The organism is Labilibaculum antarcticum, assembly GCF_002356295.1.
Classification (GTDB): domain Bacteria; phylum Bacteroidota; class Bacteroidia; order Bacteroidales; family Marinifilaceae; genus Labilibaculum; species Labilibaculum antarcticum.
In genome coordinates, this window is record NZ_AP018042.1 from 2,071,894 (window position 1) to 2,089,376 (window position 17,483).

General features: G+C 36.9%; 10 protein-coding genes. All 10 read right to left on the minus strand.

The annotated features are described in order from the left end of the window. Positions 1-577: 577 nt before the first annotated feature. Positions 578-2,014: a pyruvate kinase gene (pyk, locus tag ALGA_RS08100; RefSeq protein ID WP_096428845.1), complete on the minus strand. Its 1,437-nt coding sequence runs from the start codon at positions 2,012-2,014 to the stop codon at positions 578-580. Between the two features lie 1,343 nt (positions 2,015-3,357). Further along, positions 3,358-5,670: a family 20 glycosylhydrolase gene (locus ALGA_RS08120; RefSeq protein ID WP_096428849.1), complete on the minus strand. Its 2,313-nt coding sequence runs from the start codon at positions 5,668-5,670 to the stop codon at positions 3,358-3,360. 255 nt (positions 5,671-5,925) lie between these two features. Next, the gene (locus ALGA_RS08125; protein ID WP_162845408.1) at positions 5,926-6,915 is read right to left on the minus strand and encodes a metallophosphoesterase; all 990 of its coding nucleotides are present in this window, start codon (positions 6,913-6,915) and stop codon (positions 5,926-5,928) included. A gap of 113 nt (positions 6,916-7,028) precedes the next feature. Continuing rightward, on the minus strand, positions 7,029-7,868 hold the full coding sequence (nagB, locus tag ALGA_RS08130; protein ID WP_096428851.1) for a glucosamine-6-phosphate deaminase: 840 nt from the start codon (positions 7,866-7,868) through the stop codon (positions 7,029-7,031). Between the two features lie 78 nt (positions 7,869-7,946). Further along, positions 7,947-9,497 carry an MGH1-like glycoside hydrolase domain-containing protein gene (locus ALGA_RS08135; RefSeq protein ID WP_096428852.1) on the minus strand — a complete coding sequence of 517 codons (1,551 nt, stop codon included), beginning with the start codon at positions 9,495-9,497 and terminating at the stop codon, positions 7,947-7,949. Positions 9,498-9,613: 116 nt separating this feature from the next. Further along, positions 9,614-10,867 carry an MFS transporter gene (locus tag ALGA_RS08140; RefSeq protein ID WP_096428853.1) on the minus strand — a complete coding sequence of 418 codons (1,254 nt, stop codon included), beginning with the start codon at positions 10,865-10,867 and terminating at the stop codon, positions 9,614-9,616. A gap of 11 nt (positions 10,868-10,878) precedes the next feature. Beyond that, positions 10,879-11,826, minus strand: coding sequence for an ROK family protein (locus ALGA_RS08145; protein WP_096428854.1), 948 nt, complete (start codon positions 11,824-11,826; stop codon positions 10,879-10,881). 4 nt (positions 11,827-11,830) lie between these two features. Beyond that, a complete protein-coding gene (locus ALGA_RS08150) occupies positions 11,831-12,976 on the minus strand; it encodes an alkaline phosphatase (RefSeq protein WP_096428855.1) in 1,146 nt (381 codons plus the stop codon). A 154-nt stretch (positions 12,977-13,130) separates the two neighbouring features. Then, a complete protein-coding gene (locus ALGA_RS08155; protein ID WP_096428856.1) occupies positions 13,131-16,043 on the minus strand; it encodes a GH92 family glycosyl hydrolase in 2,913 nt (970 codons plus the stop codon). A gap of 13 nt (positions 16,044-16,056) precedes the next feature. After that, on the minus strand, positions 16,057-17,481 hold the full coding sequence (locus ALGA_RS08160; RefSeq protein WP_096428857.1) for a glycoside hydrolase family 125 protein: 1,425 nt from the start codon (positions 17,479-17,481) through the stop codon (positions 16,057-16,059). Positions 17,482-17,483 lie beyond the last annotated feature (2 nt).

The following is a 17,483-nucleotide window of genomic DNA, read 5'->3' on the forward strand; positions in this document are numbered from 1 at the left end:
TATTTCTAACAATTCAAATCTAAAACAAAAAAAAACCTATCATCTTTGGGATAAAAAAACAATAACTTTTGTAGGCAGTAATATAACAAAAAATAGGCGTAAGCAACAACAAAGTAACAGTATGCGCCTACAATGTCCTTAAGTTAAACGGAAGATATGTTTCCGGCTGAAAGCCTTTTTGTAAAATACTAAGATGAATGAAATGATGAAAAAAAATTACCCAAGCAAGGGTGTTTTAGATTGCTGTATTTTACAGTTTGTAATCGAGCCAACTGATATTTTTGACCTAGGGCAATTAAGACCTGAGCCACTATAATATAAATTGGCTTTTTTTTCACACCCTCCTAAACGGATAAGCGATCGAGTGACGATCGGGATGAAATACTTAGATTAGATCCAGATAAAAACCCCTTAAATCCCCCTTACAACAACTCTATTTGCAGGCTTCACTCTCCGCAAAGGCTTATTTCCGAGGCAATGAACACCTATCATTACCCTTTTCATTACTTATTCCTCTCCTGAGAGCAAAGGCTCAACCATTGTCTTCGTCAGTTTTTTGATTTGTTTCTATTACTTCTTATTTTTGCGAGATACGTAAAAACTCCATTCGGGGATTGGCGTTTGGATTAAGAGAGGATGGGCCTGCCACTAACATGGCAATTCCACCCTTAATTTCTCGTTCATGCAGCCATATTCGGGCAAATTCATTCCAGTTTTCAGGGTCTTGGCTAAGCAGAACAGGATGCACTCCGTACGAGAAGGTGAGCCCTTGACAAACATTCACATGTTGGCTTACAGCTACAATCCAAACTTCGGGAGCAAATCGCGAAATCATCCTGGCAGTTTTACCAGTTCGGGTAGGTGTAAATACACCTGCACAAGGCACAGTTCGCAATGCATTCTCCACCATGCTTGAAAGAGCTGCGGCTCCAGTAGGATTTTGCGGATCGAAAACAACATTCAAGTCAATTGGTCTATGTGCAAGGCGGTGTTCCTCTGTGTAATTAGCAATATCCGCCAGCATTTTAACCGACTCTTCGGGATATTTGCCCATTGCTGATTCCCCCGAAAGCATGATGCAATCTGTTCCATCCAGAATAGCATTTGCGACATCCGTTGATTCAGCACGAGTCGGTAAGCGGCTAACGGTCATCGATTCTAACATTTGAGTAGCAGTAATAACCGGTTTACCAGCCATCCTGCATTTATTAATCAGCTCTTTTTGTATGATGGCCATTTTCTGAATCGGAACCTCCACACCCAAATCACCCCGGGCCACCATGATGCCATCTGAAGCCTTGAGTATTTCGTCAAAATTATCCAGAGCATCAGCACGTTCTATTTTTGCGATAATAAATGGGTCTTTGCCAAGACTACGAGCTGCTTTTCGTACATTTTCAATGTCAGCAGCTGTTTCTACGAACGATTGACTGACCGCATCCACCCCATTTTCTAAGGCAAATTTAAGACATGCATAGTCATGATCAGTAAACGCACTTAATCCAAGATTTATACCCGGCAAATTGAGGCCTTTTCGGGAGCGCAACTCACCACCCACAGACACTTTGCAGTGAACATCGATATCAGTAATATTTTCTACAATGAGTTGCACCAATCCATCGTTTAAGAAGAGCCTGTCACCAATCTTAACAACCTTAGGCAAGCGCTCAAAACTTACCGAAACACGCTGTTGATTGCCAATAATGTCTTCGCTGGTTAGTGTAAAGCTATCGCCGGATGCCAATTGAATAGGTTCCTCAGCTATCGTACCCAGGCGCATCTTTGGACCCGGTAAATCAGCCATGATGGCCACCCTGCGGCCGGTTGCTTCTTGAGCTGCCCGGATACGTGCTATTCGTTCGGCATGATCTGAAAAATCACCATGAGAAAAATTAAGTCGGGCGATATTCATACCGGCTCGCATTAAACGTTCGAGCATTTCAGGCGCGTCGGAAGCCGGGCCAATGGTTGCGACTATTTTTGTTTTATGATTTGACAAGAATGTTTTTGGCATTTTTTTTAATTTTTAAATTTTCTCGATCCTTTCAAAACTTCTCAATTCATCGGGTTGAGTCTGATTTTAAAAGTAGCTCGAGAGCTTTATTTACTGATCGCACTTGCGAAATCAATAACAGATATGCAATCGAACTGAGCAATTAAAGATAATGATATAAAATTAGGGAATTGCAATATCGATACTCCCCGTTGAAGCATTATGAGTTTTATTCTATAAAAGAAGTTTACTATTCTGATTTTTTGCTCAATACCTAAATAGGTAAAGCTTGAAAAAATGGTTTTTTGATCAATACCTAAATAGGTAAAGCAAAAAATGATATTTTGAATAATCAATAAATACGAACCTTTACAAAATGTGACCAATGGCATTGATTCTAAAAAATTCAACGAGTAGCCGCAATGGCGACATTAGTGCATTAGTAAGCCTTATACTAAAAGTATTTGCGAAAATAATTGGAGTTCCGACTTTTTATTTAACGCCTGTTATTAAAAAAGGATCAAAAAACACACTTTTGAGCTTACCCAGCAAATCAGTACTGAAATTTCAACACTTTCAAACCTGCCCTAAATTTACCCCATAAAAAAAGATCCTTCCGATAAAATCGAAAGGATCTTTTTTTGTGTACCCAGAGCCGGACTCCCTTGTTTCTACTCAATGATCTTACAGTCAGATATTTACGCGCTCAAAAAAACTTTGTTCTCGATTTAGTCCCTCCAACTTATTTTATTAACCTTCAGACTTACAATAAGATACACTATTTTCAGCAAAATTCAAAACAAATTCTTTTGCATTAACAAAAAAACACATAAACGCCTGTCTTTAAATTACTTAACGGTAATAATATTAAAATGAACATAATCTTGCATGCCAACAACACCCCTTGTTTTATTTAATAAAATATCCCGAAAGCTAAACACGTATACTGCAATAAGCATATTCCAATAATATTACTTTATCACCGACTTGACTGCTAAGTTGCATTCTGTGTTTGGCTTTATATTCCTTTCAGTTTTTTCAAGTCGTTGACTTACTTCAATTATTCTTTCCAATATTTCCATATGCACTAATGGCTTGATAGGCATAATCATCACTCATTGTAAATGATGACATTAGGTCTTTTCCTCTACTTTTCTCTGACATGACTAGTAGGCTTGCACATGAGAGTAACAGTAAGATTATTACTGGTATCTTACTTTTAAGATGATTAGTTAATTTCATGATTTTTGAACAATAATTTCGTCTACTTATAATTATCTATACAATTTTAGAAATACTTATTGATCATAAATAAATAATAGATTCGTCCTATATTACACAATATGACGAATCTTTATCTGTTGTTAATGACTCAAGAACTCAGTAAATTCATCAATTTTGCTACCATCTGGAGTTTCAACTTCAAACTTTAGACCTTCACCTCCGGTTCCCTGAAAATAAACAAACTTAACAGGATACACCCCTTTGTTGAGAGCCAGTCTAGCATTCTTATACTCCATGCCATGATCACCATCATTATCAATTACCAAATTATTGTTTAAATAGAACATAGATCCATCATCAGAACCTAAGCGAAACTTATACAGACCATTTTGATGAATCTTCAATTTCCCTTCCAATACAATTCCAAAATTGTATTGAGGTGCATTATTTGGAATCTGAATATTTAATACTGGATAATAATCTCCTTCAGCAACATCGACTTCATCACATGAACTAAATTTCCCTAGGCATAATTTGCTGTTCAAGCCTTTAGAATTTCCAACTGCAGATTTTCCTTCAATAAATTGTAGCTTCACTGCTTTAATCACTAAAACTTCACTCTCTTCTCCCTCTTCATTAATAGCAATCGCTTTAACGACGCCCTCTTTATCAATCACAATTGGTTCCTTATATAGTTTTGATGTCTGATCTGGAATTGTTCCATCAAGCGTATAGTATAAATTAGCATTGAATGAAACATTAGAAAATTCAAGCGTTTCACTTTCAATAAACTCTACTTTTGAAACTGAAGCTTTGGGCATTAATACTTTATTAAAATAATTCACTCCAAGTAAATCCAATCTCTTAAAATGCCTTTTCATTCTTATTGAAAATTTCTCAAAATTACGCTTCTCAAAAGGGAGCCATCCAACCTCTGAAATAGCACAAGCACGAGGATATGCCATGTACTCAACATGATCACTAGTTGGCATATATTCCGTCCATAAATTTCCTTGTACTCCAATAATATATTTCATCTCATCTTTCGTTAGTTCTTCCGAAAATGGATTATAAGAGTATACTTTTTGTAAAGTAAGAAAACCACCTATTGCCAATGGTTCCTTTTCAGGATTATTCTGATAATGATCCAAATAAAAATGAGAATTAGGGGTCATTATAACATTATGCTTTTGTTTGGCCGCTTCAATTCCTCCTTTAATTCCTCTCCATGACATCACTGTAGCATTGGGAGCTAATCCACCCTCTAAAATCTCATCCCAACCAATAATATTTCGGCCATGTTTATTTAAAAACTTCTCTATTCTTCCAATAAAATAGCTTTGTAGTTCATGAGCATCTTTGAAATTCTCCTCATACATTCTATTTTTACACTTTGGGCACTCATTCCAACGATCTTTCGGACATTCATCTCCTCCAATATGTATATATTTGGAAGGAAAAATATCCATTACTTCCAAAAGTACATCTTCCAAAAACTCGAAACTCTTTTCATTTCCTGCGCAATAAACTTCCTTAGAAACTCCCCAACGTTTTGCAACCTCATAAGAACCACCAACACATCCGAATTCCGGATATGCTGCTAATGCTGCTTGAGCATGTCCAGGCAATTCTATCTCTGGAATAACTGTAATAAAACGATCTGCAGCATATTTTACAATTTCACGTGCCTGCTCTTGAGTATAAAATCCCCCATATCTCTTACCATCATATTTCGGATTACTAGTTCCTCCATCACCAATAAGAGTTTCATCTCTAAAAGCTGCAATTTCCGCAAGTTTCGGATATTTCTTAATCTCAATTCTCCATCCCTGATCTTCAGTTAGATGCCAGTGAAATACATTCATTTTATGAAGAGCCAATAAATCTATGTACTTCTTAATAAAATCAACAGGGTAAAAATGACGGCCAACATCCAAATGCAAACCTCTATATGATAATTCTGGTGCATCATTGATTGTAGCGCATGGTACTGTCCAATCTATATTATTACACTTTTCATTACTCTCGACAACCACTGGCAATAATTGCCTAATCGTCTGAAAACCGTAATACAAGCCAACAGAGTTGTTTGATTTAACAAGAATCTTTTCAGGAGTTATTTCTAATTGATAGCTACCTTCAATTCCTTTTATTGTTGAATCTTCATAAAAACAAATAGTCCCTTCAGGTATGTCTCCACCTACAACTTCTTGAGGATCGATCGATATCCCCGTTGCAGGTTGAATAAAATCACAAAAAGACTGTGCTACAAATGAACTACTCTGACTTCCGGAATACAATACTTTACATGTATTATTAATTATAAATTGCCCATCCAATTCAATTAAATCCTGAGGATAAGGAATAATATTGTACTCATTTTTTTCAACTGTACAACCTACAATTTGGATCATCAAACATAGAAAGATCATCCATAAAATATTTTTTTTCATATTACTTAATTTAGCTGAATTCAAGCCACCAAAGCAACTTTTTAATTGTTAACAATAATATTATACATTTCATTTGGCGTAAGATAATGTAGATGTTTTCTAGATCTGTTCTTTAATTTATCTTGCACCCGTTTGACTTTATCAGTTGTTATTTCCTCAAAAGAAGAGCCTTTAGGAAAATATGGACTAATTAATCATCTAGCTATTTTAGCTCTTCCTCTTTAAAAACTAATCCAAAGTTACAACTCCATCAAACTACAATTTTTTAGAAAAGAATGGCCCTGTAAGAAATAATTTGCGATCTTCTTTTGTTCGTTTACAAGTAACCACATCCACAAACTTATTGGTTATTCGCACCACGGCAAAAGAGGCCTCTCCATCCGAGTCATGCCATACATTATTAACATGAAAGACATCAATACCTCTCCATTTAATATTTGCGGCCACATGATGATGACCAGCAAATATGCCAACGATATTGTATTTTGAGATGATATTATAATATTTCTCCAGTTGCTTCCCATCAAATTCCTCAATACCAGATTCGATAAAACCATAATGCTGAAAAATAACCACAGGTCTTCCATCAGAGGCATAAGTAGCCAGATCTTTTTCCAACCACTGAAGACTGGAATGCTGTCCAAAGGTGGTATTTCCAGGATAGAGCTGACCTTGAATCAAATGCACCCCATCCCAGTCCCATGAATAGTTGCGTGATAATTCATCATAATTAGTTACGGGAGCGGGGGCCTTTTTCCCTTTATGTCGAGCATCCACATATTGAAGCATCATATTACGACGTTTTAGATCTTCTCCATCAATTAATGGATTCAATGGATGAAGATCATGATTACCAAGTCCGATATAGCAATCGTAATTTATTTGTTTTTTACCCTTTCCTTTTTCATAACGCATCTTAAAAAAATCTAATGCCAAGGGATGTGCCTTATTGGTAATATCACCAGAAATAATCACTCCCCGTATATTTGAAATCAAATCATCGACACCTTCAAAATTGGTTTCCTTTCCATCTAACATATCAGGATATTTAAAATATCCATCCACTCTATTTATTGCTTGTACATGCAAAAACTCATGATCTTCAGGAGGCTCATCAAAGTGCAGATCAGATGTAACAATGAAAGAAACATCGAACTTCGAATTTTGGGCACAACACAATTTCCCAAACAAGAAAGTTGTCAAAAATAAAAAGACAACAATTAAAATATAACTTTTCCTATTCATAATAATATTTTTACTAATCAACTTAAAATCTGTTTCAGAATGTTTTGCCATAATTTATGGCATAAGAATTTCGAGCATAACCATTGTACCAACAAATGTATCAGGTCAATACCCTACACATTCGATAATAGATCAAAATGAGAACCCCAAAGACAACTTGGATCAGAATATTCCTTTCCTATACTTTTAAAATACTTGTAGGTGCTAACTTTTAAATCGAGCGTAGCATCTTCATCACAAATAATTTTCCCATTAGCATGCAATTGCAAGGCACTAATAGTCCACATATGATTTACGCCATCTTCTATTGCTTTTTTCAAGGCTCTTGATTTGTTGTGTCCATTCACAATAATTATCACCTCTCGGGCATCCATTACTGTACGAACCCCAACTGTTAATGCATATTTCGGCACTGCATTAATATCGTTTCCAAAAAACCTAGAATTGGCTATTCGTGTATCATAAGTTAGTGTCTTTACTCGAGTTCGAGAATCCAAAGATGATCCAGGTTCATTAAAGGCAATATGTCCGTCAAAACCAATTCCACCCAAAAAGAGATCAATTCCTCCCATTGCTTTTATCTTTTCCTCATACCGTATGCATTCTTTTTTTGCATCTGAAACATTTCCATTAAGTATATTCACATTCTCTTCTGGAATATCTACTGATGAAAAGAAATTATTCCACATAAAACTTTTATAGCTCTCTGGATGATTTTCTGTAAGTCCCATGTATTCATCCATATTAAAGGTTACTACATTTTTGAAAGATACTTTCCCTTCATCATGTAATTTAATTAGTTCCCTATATGTTCCCAGTGGTGATGAACCTGTAGGTAAACCTAAAACAAAAGGTCGGTCAGCTGTGGGATTAAACAGGTCAATTCTGCGAACAATATAATTTGCAGTCCATTTAGAAATGGTATTATAATCGGGTAAAATGATAACTTGCATAAGTCTTTTTATTTTTTCTTTAATAGCCTGTTTATAATGAAACGTAGTATGATAGATAGGCTTGAATTAATACAATGCCTATTTATCAGACAATTCTATTTCGATCTGCTGTACTCCAAATAGGCTACTCTGAATAAAGGGCTTACCTTCCTTACCATTTATTTTACAACTCACAATATTACTTCCTGTCCCCTTTAGTATTATATTTAAAGTAACGTTTCTGTACTTAAGATTAATTAGACGAAAATCATTAATATCTTCAGACATGTATGGTTTAAAACCAATACCATCTTTACTAAATTCCATTCCAATAATATCCAATAGTAGCATTCTAATATATGCTGTAGCACTCCAACTCTGCCTGTCTGCACAGAACCATTCTTCCCAGTTTTTGTGAATAGGTTCTTGAATTCCACCGTATGCCATACCAGTTTTAGGATGATAAATTTCCACAAACTGCTTATCTCTTAATGCATGCTCCGTTAGATTTTTAAATTCAGAAAGGAAAATTTCTTCTTGATTATACTTCATTGCAGCATCAGCCCAAAAACCCTGCACATGAGGCCAAACCGTTCCGCTATGTCTTCCATAACTATCTAGATTCTTATTAACATATCTCTTAAAAGATGGATAGAGGCAAGGTATTCCTGATGGTTCTATATGAGTATTTTCGAAAATAGATTTAGCTTGTTCAGCATTAGCGACACCAAACAATACGGCATAAGATAAACCTAAACCTTCCTGTGATTCACAATTTCCAAATGGATCAACCAAATATCTATAAGTATTCCTGTCTTTATCCCAGAAATTTTTATTAATCGATTCCTTTAGTTTTTCAGCTTTTTCTTCCCACTGGGCATCCATCTTATCAGTAAGCTCTTTTTCCATATCGTGCAGTACATTATATACTTTATAATACACACAATTTGTTGAAAGGGCATGCATTGGTAATCCAAACCCTATTTTAACCTTAAGATCTGGATTCCTATTTGGCCACTCATAAATACCAGAATAGGATTCATTTTCAGTCTTATTTTGATCCTTTGTGTAAATTTTTGGGTAAGCAGATACTCCATCACCATATACAGCAGCACCTCTGAATAGGTTTAATTCAGGAGAGAATTCCTCTTGTTCCAAATCCTTAATAGTATTTACAGTGGCTCTATAAGAAAGGTCCAAGAACTCCTTATCTCCTGTATATAAATAATAATTCCATGCCCCAATAGACCATATAACCTTATCCCAGTATTGCCCAATAATAACAAACTTTCCTTCATTATTCTTATCTATCTGAGCAAGTAATGTATTTTTTGCTTCTGATGGAAAAAGTAATCCGAAACCATTCCATATGTTTATTGCCGCATCTCTGGTCCATGGTTTTTGGTAAGAAAGCCCTGCATACAAACAAGATTTCTCCTCTTGCAACATTCCCGATTTATGTAATTGAATATTACCAAATATATCTCCCAAAGCAATTCTATATGCCTTTGCTATATTATGTGTGTTACTCTTGTTTACACTCACAGTGGGAGCAATTGAATGACTCTCCAATTTACTGTTATCATTAACACTTTTACATTGCATTAATAATAAGAGTAATAGTAATGGAATAAATTTTATTTTTTTCATTTCAAATTCTGTTATTCTCTACAAAATAATCTCTAGAGACTATAATAAATTACTTACAAGCTCTCAACACTAATTTAATTCTATAAACTTGTTGTATATAAAAACAACTTCACTTCTTATTCTTTATTAAAGTTTATAAGTTTATTACTAACTAATGGTTTAGCCCAAAAACCAATACTAAATATGAAACCTAATGGTATAAATAAAAACATCATCCCGCCTTTCAACCCAATTACATCTCCAATAATCCCAATAATCAACGGAACACATGCACCTCCAATAATTCCCGAACACATTATTCCGGAAAAAGCGCCATGATTTTGCTTTAATGAGTTTAAGGCTAGTGAAAAAATAACTGAGTACATTACTGATGCAAAAAAGCCTACCATGGGAAAAGCATACAATGCAATACTGACTGATCCAAACAGTCCTAGGATTAGACAAATTATAGCCGCTCCTGTGAATAACTTCAAAACAAGTTTACTATCTAAAAACTTTAATAAAACCAGGCCAAGTAAGCACCCAACCGTTAATAAACCCCAAAACATTGATATCGTATTTGCTCCTTCTAATCTTGGGTCTAATCCATGGTAATCTGCTAAAAACTTTGAAACCCAATTAGCAATTCCCTGTTCAGTACCCACATAAGCAAATATGGCCAAGAAGTAAAGTATAACTGTTTTATTTTTAAATAGACTGATATGAGTAACCCAAGAACCCGCTTTTTCCTCTTCCTGTAGTTCAACTTTTGGCAGTTTAACAACCAACATCAACACAACCATAAGAGCAGAAATAATCGCAAAAATCCAATACAAGGAAACCCAAGGTAGATCCAATGGGGTAAGTCGATGAAATAGATTAAGTACAATGTTTGGCTCTTGTAATTTTGAATAATTTTCAAGGTTTACTACTAGATAAGAAAACAAATGCGGACTAATAAAAGATGCTAATCCGAACGCTAATTGCCCAGCCACAGAATTAAATGCAAAGTGTTCTTCTCCACCTGCAGCCCTTAATAAAGGATTTATAGCTACCTGAAGCATTGCCATACCCGATCCTATAAAAAATAATGACACTAGTGCTACAGGAAATGACGGAAATACAGAAAATAAAATTGCACCTATAAATGAAACAACAAAAGCCATTCCCATGACTTTTTTCTCTCCTATTCTTTCAACGGCCATTCCAGCAGGAATCGAGAATACACCATATGCAATAAAAAAAGAAAATGGCAATAGTGCAGCCATTGATAAACTTACTTTAAAATCCTTAATGATATCAGGAATAATCGGTCCGAGTATATTTGTAAGAAACGAAATGACGAAAAATACGAATAGAATTAGTAGAACAACTAAATTATTTTTTTTCATTGTATTCAAGATTAATGTTTTGAATTAAAAATTAAAGAGGCGGCACCAATACATGCCGCTTTATTCCCTAATATTGCGCTCTCTATTAAAGTATTCTTTAAACAATCCGGCATAGCAAATTGATGAGCCGTTTGAGTTATTTTAGAAATGTAAAAGTTTCCAACTTCTGATATTCCGCCTCCTATTATTACTTTTTGTGGACTAAAAATATTAATGAATGCGGCAACCCCCCTCCCCAAAAAATAACAATGTTCTTCGATGCATTGGATTGCAAGCGAATTTTCTTGATTAAATAACTCAATAATTAATTCTCCACTAATATCGCATTCAAATTGAAGATTTGCATCTTTGCATCTTTGGGTAAATCGCCTGATTAATGCAGATGTGGAAGCGTAATGTTCCAAACAACCTACTGATCCACATGAGCAATCCTCTCCATCAACAAAAAGAGGAATATGTCCTAATTCTGTCCCCCTATTCTCATGTCCACTAAAAAGAGATCCATTGATAAATAAAGCACCACCTATGCCCGTTCCGACTGTTATAAACACAACATTATTGCAATTAATTCCTGCACCAGAAGCCAACTCTCCTAATGCCATCATATTGGCATCGTTTTCAACAACAACTGGAACATTGTATTTTTTTTCGACGATATCAGCAAGCGGAATATTTTTCCACCCGACAATATTGTCCGCTCCACCTAAAATTGTCCGATATTTATCATCGACTATACCGGGGGTTCCAATTCCAATTCCAACTATCTCCGCCCCCATATTTTGCGCATTTACATAACAATCTTCAATGGCAATTACTATCTGGTTGATGACACTTTTCGCCGACTGATTGGCCAGAGAAGGAATCCTATTAAAATTACTTAATTCAAACGCCTCGTTCACGAGGGCATATTTTATAGCTGTTCCGCCAAGGTCAAGGCTTATTGCTTGTTTTGTTTTCATCGGATTAAAGTTTCAAAATCGACTTTATTTTATTAAAAACATCTGTATTATCCATTACACCAGAAAACAGATTAGATTGAGGGCCGTAGGAATAAACAGGAACCATTATGCCTGAATGCCCCTTATTAGCAAAATTTACGGTCACTTCACCTTTTTGCAAGCTGCCGTCGGTAAGTGTTAAAGCTCCCGTTTCGTGATCGGCTAATATTACCACCAAGGTTTTACCGTCCTTCTCGGCCCATTTCAATACCTCCCCAACAGTTTTATCAAAATCCCAAATCTCAGGAATTAACTTAAATAAATCATTTTCGTGTCCACAATCATCAATACGTGAACCCTCAAACATGGTAAAAAATCCCTTTTTGTTTACTGCTAAATTTTTAAGAGCTTTTTGAGTGGCCCTGTTAAAAAGATCGCCTCTTTCATCGGCAAGGGGGAGTTGTCCATCTTCGAGCACCGCAAATACTTTCCCCTCTTGGGCAAGTTGAGTCTCCTGCCAAGAATAGCAAACCTGATATCCTCTCTCCTTCATCTCTTGCATCAGATCGCGGTTGTCACTGCGCATATTGAACTTGTTTCTACCTCCGCCAAAAATAAAATCGACATTGCAACTTAAATAGTCGAGTGCAATCTCTTCTTCCCTGTCCCTATCAATATTGTTGGTGCAAAATGTAGCTGGAGTAGCATCCGTTAACCCACAGGTTACAACGATACCTGTAGAAAGTCCCTTGTTATTAGCCAAATCGGTAAGTGACTGCAATACATTTCCCTCTGGATTAACTCCAATACAATGGTAATTTGTTTTATGCCCAGTTGCCATAGCTGTGCCAGCGGCTCCTGAATCAGTAATTAATTTATTAGCACAATAAGTCTTTGACAATCCTGTATGCATACAATTATCAAGAATATTCATTTTTCCATTATTAGCAACCCAAGCTGCTGAAAGATGAGTTAACCCCATACCATCAGCAATCATCAAAATCACATTCTTGACTTTTTTGCCCTTTCCCGGATCTACCTGAACTATTTTATAATCGGAATTGCCCGTATAGCTTGACCTTAAACCATTTTCTGTTTTTACGCTCTGGGCAAACGATTCAATAGTGAAAAACAAACAAATAAATAGAAGGTACTTAGAGATATGTTTCATGATATAATTTTATTAGTTGTTAGCTGTTAGTTAGTCCTTGCCAAAAAACGCTCCTTTTCTTAACTACCTCTTCGCAACTACTCCTAACCTCCTGAATTAAATTCGGGAGAATCAGAGTAAATACAAAGGGAATTGTAGCGTTTTCTTGCAGTTTTTATTTAACAAAAAGGAATTCAGGGTTTATGTTTTCATATACTTCACTGCCTGGAAGCATCCAACTCCATGCTAAGGACTCGCCTTCATAATCCTCAAAGTACGACAACCTGTAGGTGTGAAAGCCCTTTTTTAGCGCTACACGTCCGGTGGCGGTAATTGCACCGTGCGACATGTCGTTATCGACCACTAAATGATCATTGATAAGAAGTTTACTTCCATCATCACTTGTTGTAGAAAACGAATACACGCCATCGTGTGCCACTTTGATAAAACCCGAAAAAACAAGCCCAAAATGATCGGGTATTTCAGCAATTGAAAGCGTAGGTTCAGCACATAAACCTGTCTTTTTTATAATTCCTGTTTTAAGCATATCTGCAGTTTCCGAAAAACAACCCTCATAATAAGTATAGGCCACCCCTTTTTTTCGGGGGTATACCGATTTGGCATTCTGAGGAATAGCTTTTGTAGCTCTATATTTTGAGATAGGACTAGCCTCATGTCCAACTTTAAAAGCCCTTAGCTTAATATCTGTTGTCTTATCGATCTTAAACGGATTTGTATATAAATTGGAAGCTTCGGTAGGTTCACTGCCATCCAAAGTATATCTGATTTCGGCTCCCAGTGTGGCGCTTCTACACTCAATGTCTAATTCGTTTTCGAAAAATGATATCTCACTCGAAACATACGGGATGGACACCTCCCTTATTGTACTCGTGGAGAATGGAGAAACATTAGTTTCACAAACCACCTCCTTATCTGAACCTAAAAGAAATTCAAGTTTCCCGCCGCCCATCACTTGATTGTATGTAATAAAATTTTGACCGAGAGACTCACCGTTTAAACGCACATCCTTGATATATATATTTTCGGAAGGATTGTTGGCCGTAATCTCCAATTTATTGCCATTGGCCAAGCTTATGGTAGCTTTCGGGAATAAGGGACTCGTTAAAACGAACTGGGCACTCCCGGGACAAACAGGATAAAATCCTAAACTACTCATAATATACCATGCTGACATTTGCCCACAATCCTCATTCCCTATAATCCCATCAGGAGAAGAAGTATACATTTTGTTCAACAACTTTCTTACCATTTGTTGCGTTTTCCATGCTTGATTTGCATAAGTATACAAATAAGCAATATGATGGCTAGGTTCGTTTCCATGAGCATATTGACCATGTAAACCCGTAATATCAGAAAGTTCTCCTTCGGTTTTAATACTTGTATGAAATAATGAATCAAGTCCTTGAGCAAATTCATCCACTCCTCCAAATAGATTAATCAATCCATTTATATCATGAGGAACAGCAAAACGATATTGCCAAGCCGTGGCCTCGGTATAAGCCCTGCCCACCTCGTAGGTATTAAAGTTCGGCTCCCATGAACCATCCATTCGGCGAGGCCTAAAAAAACAGCTGTCACCATCAAAAACATTTTTATACAGCAAAGCTCGTTGCGAAAACTCATCGTAAACAGCAACATTCCCAAGTGCTTTTGCCATTTGTGCGATACACCAATCGTCATATGCATTCTCTAACAGACGTGATACTGATTCCTTTTTGGAATCGGAAGGAATAAAGCCCAAGTCGAGATATTCACTGGTCCCTTTTTTGTTTTTATTTGCGGACACCACCATTGCCTGCAATGCCTTTTGCGCATCATAACCACGGATATTGTTGTTATAGGCATCCCATATAACCGATACCGAATGGTAACCGATCATGGTTCCCGTTTCGCCCGATGCCAACGGCCATATAGGCAATTCGCCCGTTTGATCGTAGAAATTAAGCATCGAATTAATCATATCATTTACCAACGCAGTATCCGTAATCGTCATCAAAGGATTCCATGCCCTATAGGTGTCCCATAACGAAAAAGTGGAATAAACCGGTTTATCTTTACTGTTGTAAATTTTTAAATCAGCTCCTCTATAATCACCATTTACATCGCTAATCAAGTTAGGCGCCACCATAGTGTGGTAAACCGAGGAATAAAAAATGCTTCTTTCAGCATCAGATCCACCTTCAATTTTATAGGTAGATAACGCATTGTTCCATTCTTTTTGTGCCCTATCTTTTATCTGTTCAAAAGAAAGGTCGGCAGTTTCGCTCTCTAAATTAAGGCGTGCATTGTCGATACTAACCGACGAAATCCCAACCTTGATAACTACGGATTTACCTTTGGTATCAGAAAAATACGCCACAGACTGCAAACTATCGCCACTGATGCTTTTGCTATCGGGCACTACCGAACCCGAAGAAATGAGTTCGGTACGATCGAAGGGTTGAGAGAACTGTGCAACAAAATATACATGCTGATTGTCAACCCATCCTTTCGTAGAGCGCATTCCGGTAATTTCAGTGGTATTGCTCACATTAAGCTCGGCTTTATAAATCATTTCATTGTCGAGCAGATGAGCCATGTCGATAACGATTTTACCCTCTTTTTTAGGAAAGTGATACCTGTGGACACCTACACGTGAAGTGGCTGTGAGTTCGACCAGGATATCATCATCGGACTTGACCCGATAATAGCCAGGCTCGGCATGTTCATTTTTATGCGAAAAAGACAAGGGCTTGAAAATGTACCCGTCCTTCCCAAAAATAATTTCATCCGTTGTGGGATGAAACAACACATCGCCCAAATCGATACAACCTGTGCCGCTCAAATGAGTATGCGAAAAACCGATAATAGTTGAATCGCTGTAATGATAACCCGAACAAGCATCCCAATTTCCCCTACGTGTGTCGGGGCTGAGCTGTACTGCACCAAAAGGAACTGTAGCTCCAGGGTAAGTGTGTCCATGAAAATCTGTTCCTATAAATGGATTAACATTTTCGATGAGTTGTTTTTCACTACAACTCCAATTTATTAAAAATATGAAAATTAATAATGACAATTTATTTATCATGATATTTTTTAATTTAAAAAACTTGTTTCAATAAATACTTCCTTTCACTATGAATTTTAATTACTAACTCTCCAAAAAGGGTATTTACCCATGCAAACCAACTTCTGGTAAAGTTCTTCGGATCGTCCATATGAAATGTCTCGTGCATGAAACCCGTTCCTGCATGAGTGTTCTTTAGCCAAAGCAAGCACTGAACAATCTCCTCGTCGTTGTTGGATGTCAGGGCACGCATGATAATGCTCATCGGCCAAATCATTTCAACCCCCACATGAGGCCCTCCTATCCCTTCGGCGGCCTTTCCCCTAAAAAACCAGGGATTATCGTCGCTGAGCACAAAATCTCTGGTGTTACAATAAACTTCATCTGTTCTATCCACACCCCCCAGGTAAGGCAAACTCAACAGACTCGGAATATTTGAATCATCCATATACAATCTGTTACCATAACCGTCGACTTCGAATGCATATATATTGCCATGTTTTGGGTGGTTAAAAATGGCATATTTTTGTATCGCCTGTTCCACTTCAAGGGCTAAGGAATTACATTCACTTGCAAATTCCTTATCACCATAAACTTGCTCCGATATTTGAGCTATTTGGCGTAAGCTGGTTACCGCAAACAAATTAGAAGGCACCAAAAACAATAACGTAGTGGCATCATCAGACGGACGAAAAGCGGAGCATATTAAACCCACCGGATTAACGGGGTTTCCATAGCCACCACCGGCCATTGTATCCGTTGGTTTTTCAGATATTCGTTGGAAGGTATAAGCTCCCCTATTTAGTTTGCGTTGCTGATCTTTAAAAGTTTTTACAATGGCCTTGGCCGCTTTAAACCACTGAACATCGAAAGCTTTTGTGTCATTTGTCTTTTTCCAATAATGATACGAAAGACGAATAGGATAACATAACGAATCAATTTCCCATTTGCGTTCGTGTAGTTCGGGCTTCATATCAGTTAAATCCGTTTTCCAATAACTGCCCTCCTTGTTTTTGTTAAAAGCATTGGCATAAGGGTCAATAAGTATGCAACGCATTTGACGATTGATCAATCCAAGAAAAAGATTTTCCAGTTTTGGGTCCGTGCCTACCAATGGAAGATAAGGCCATATCTGAGCGGTTGAATCACGTAGCCACATGGCATCAATATCGCCTGTTATAATAAATGAATCGGGCGTACCGTTTTCTTCATTGTAATAAACCGTGGTATCTAAAGTATTGGGGTAACAATTCTCAAAAAGCCAAGCTATTTCGGGATCAGCAATATCCTTTTTTACTTTTTTCAACTCTTCTTCAACAGCTTTGCTTACAAACAATCGTTTAGACATTGGAGGCCTCAATGTTGCTTTTTCTTTTGAACCGGCCATAAGTACGCTTGGCATCAATGTTACGGCTCCGGCACCAAGTATTGTTCGGGTAATAAATTTTCTGCGCTGCATCG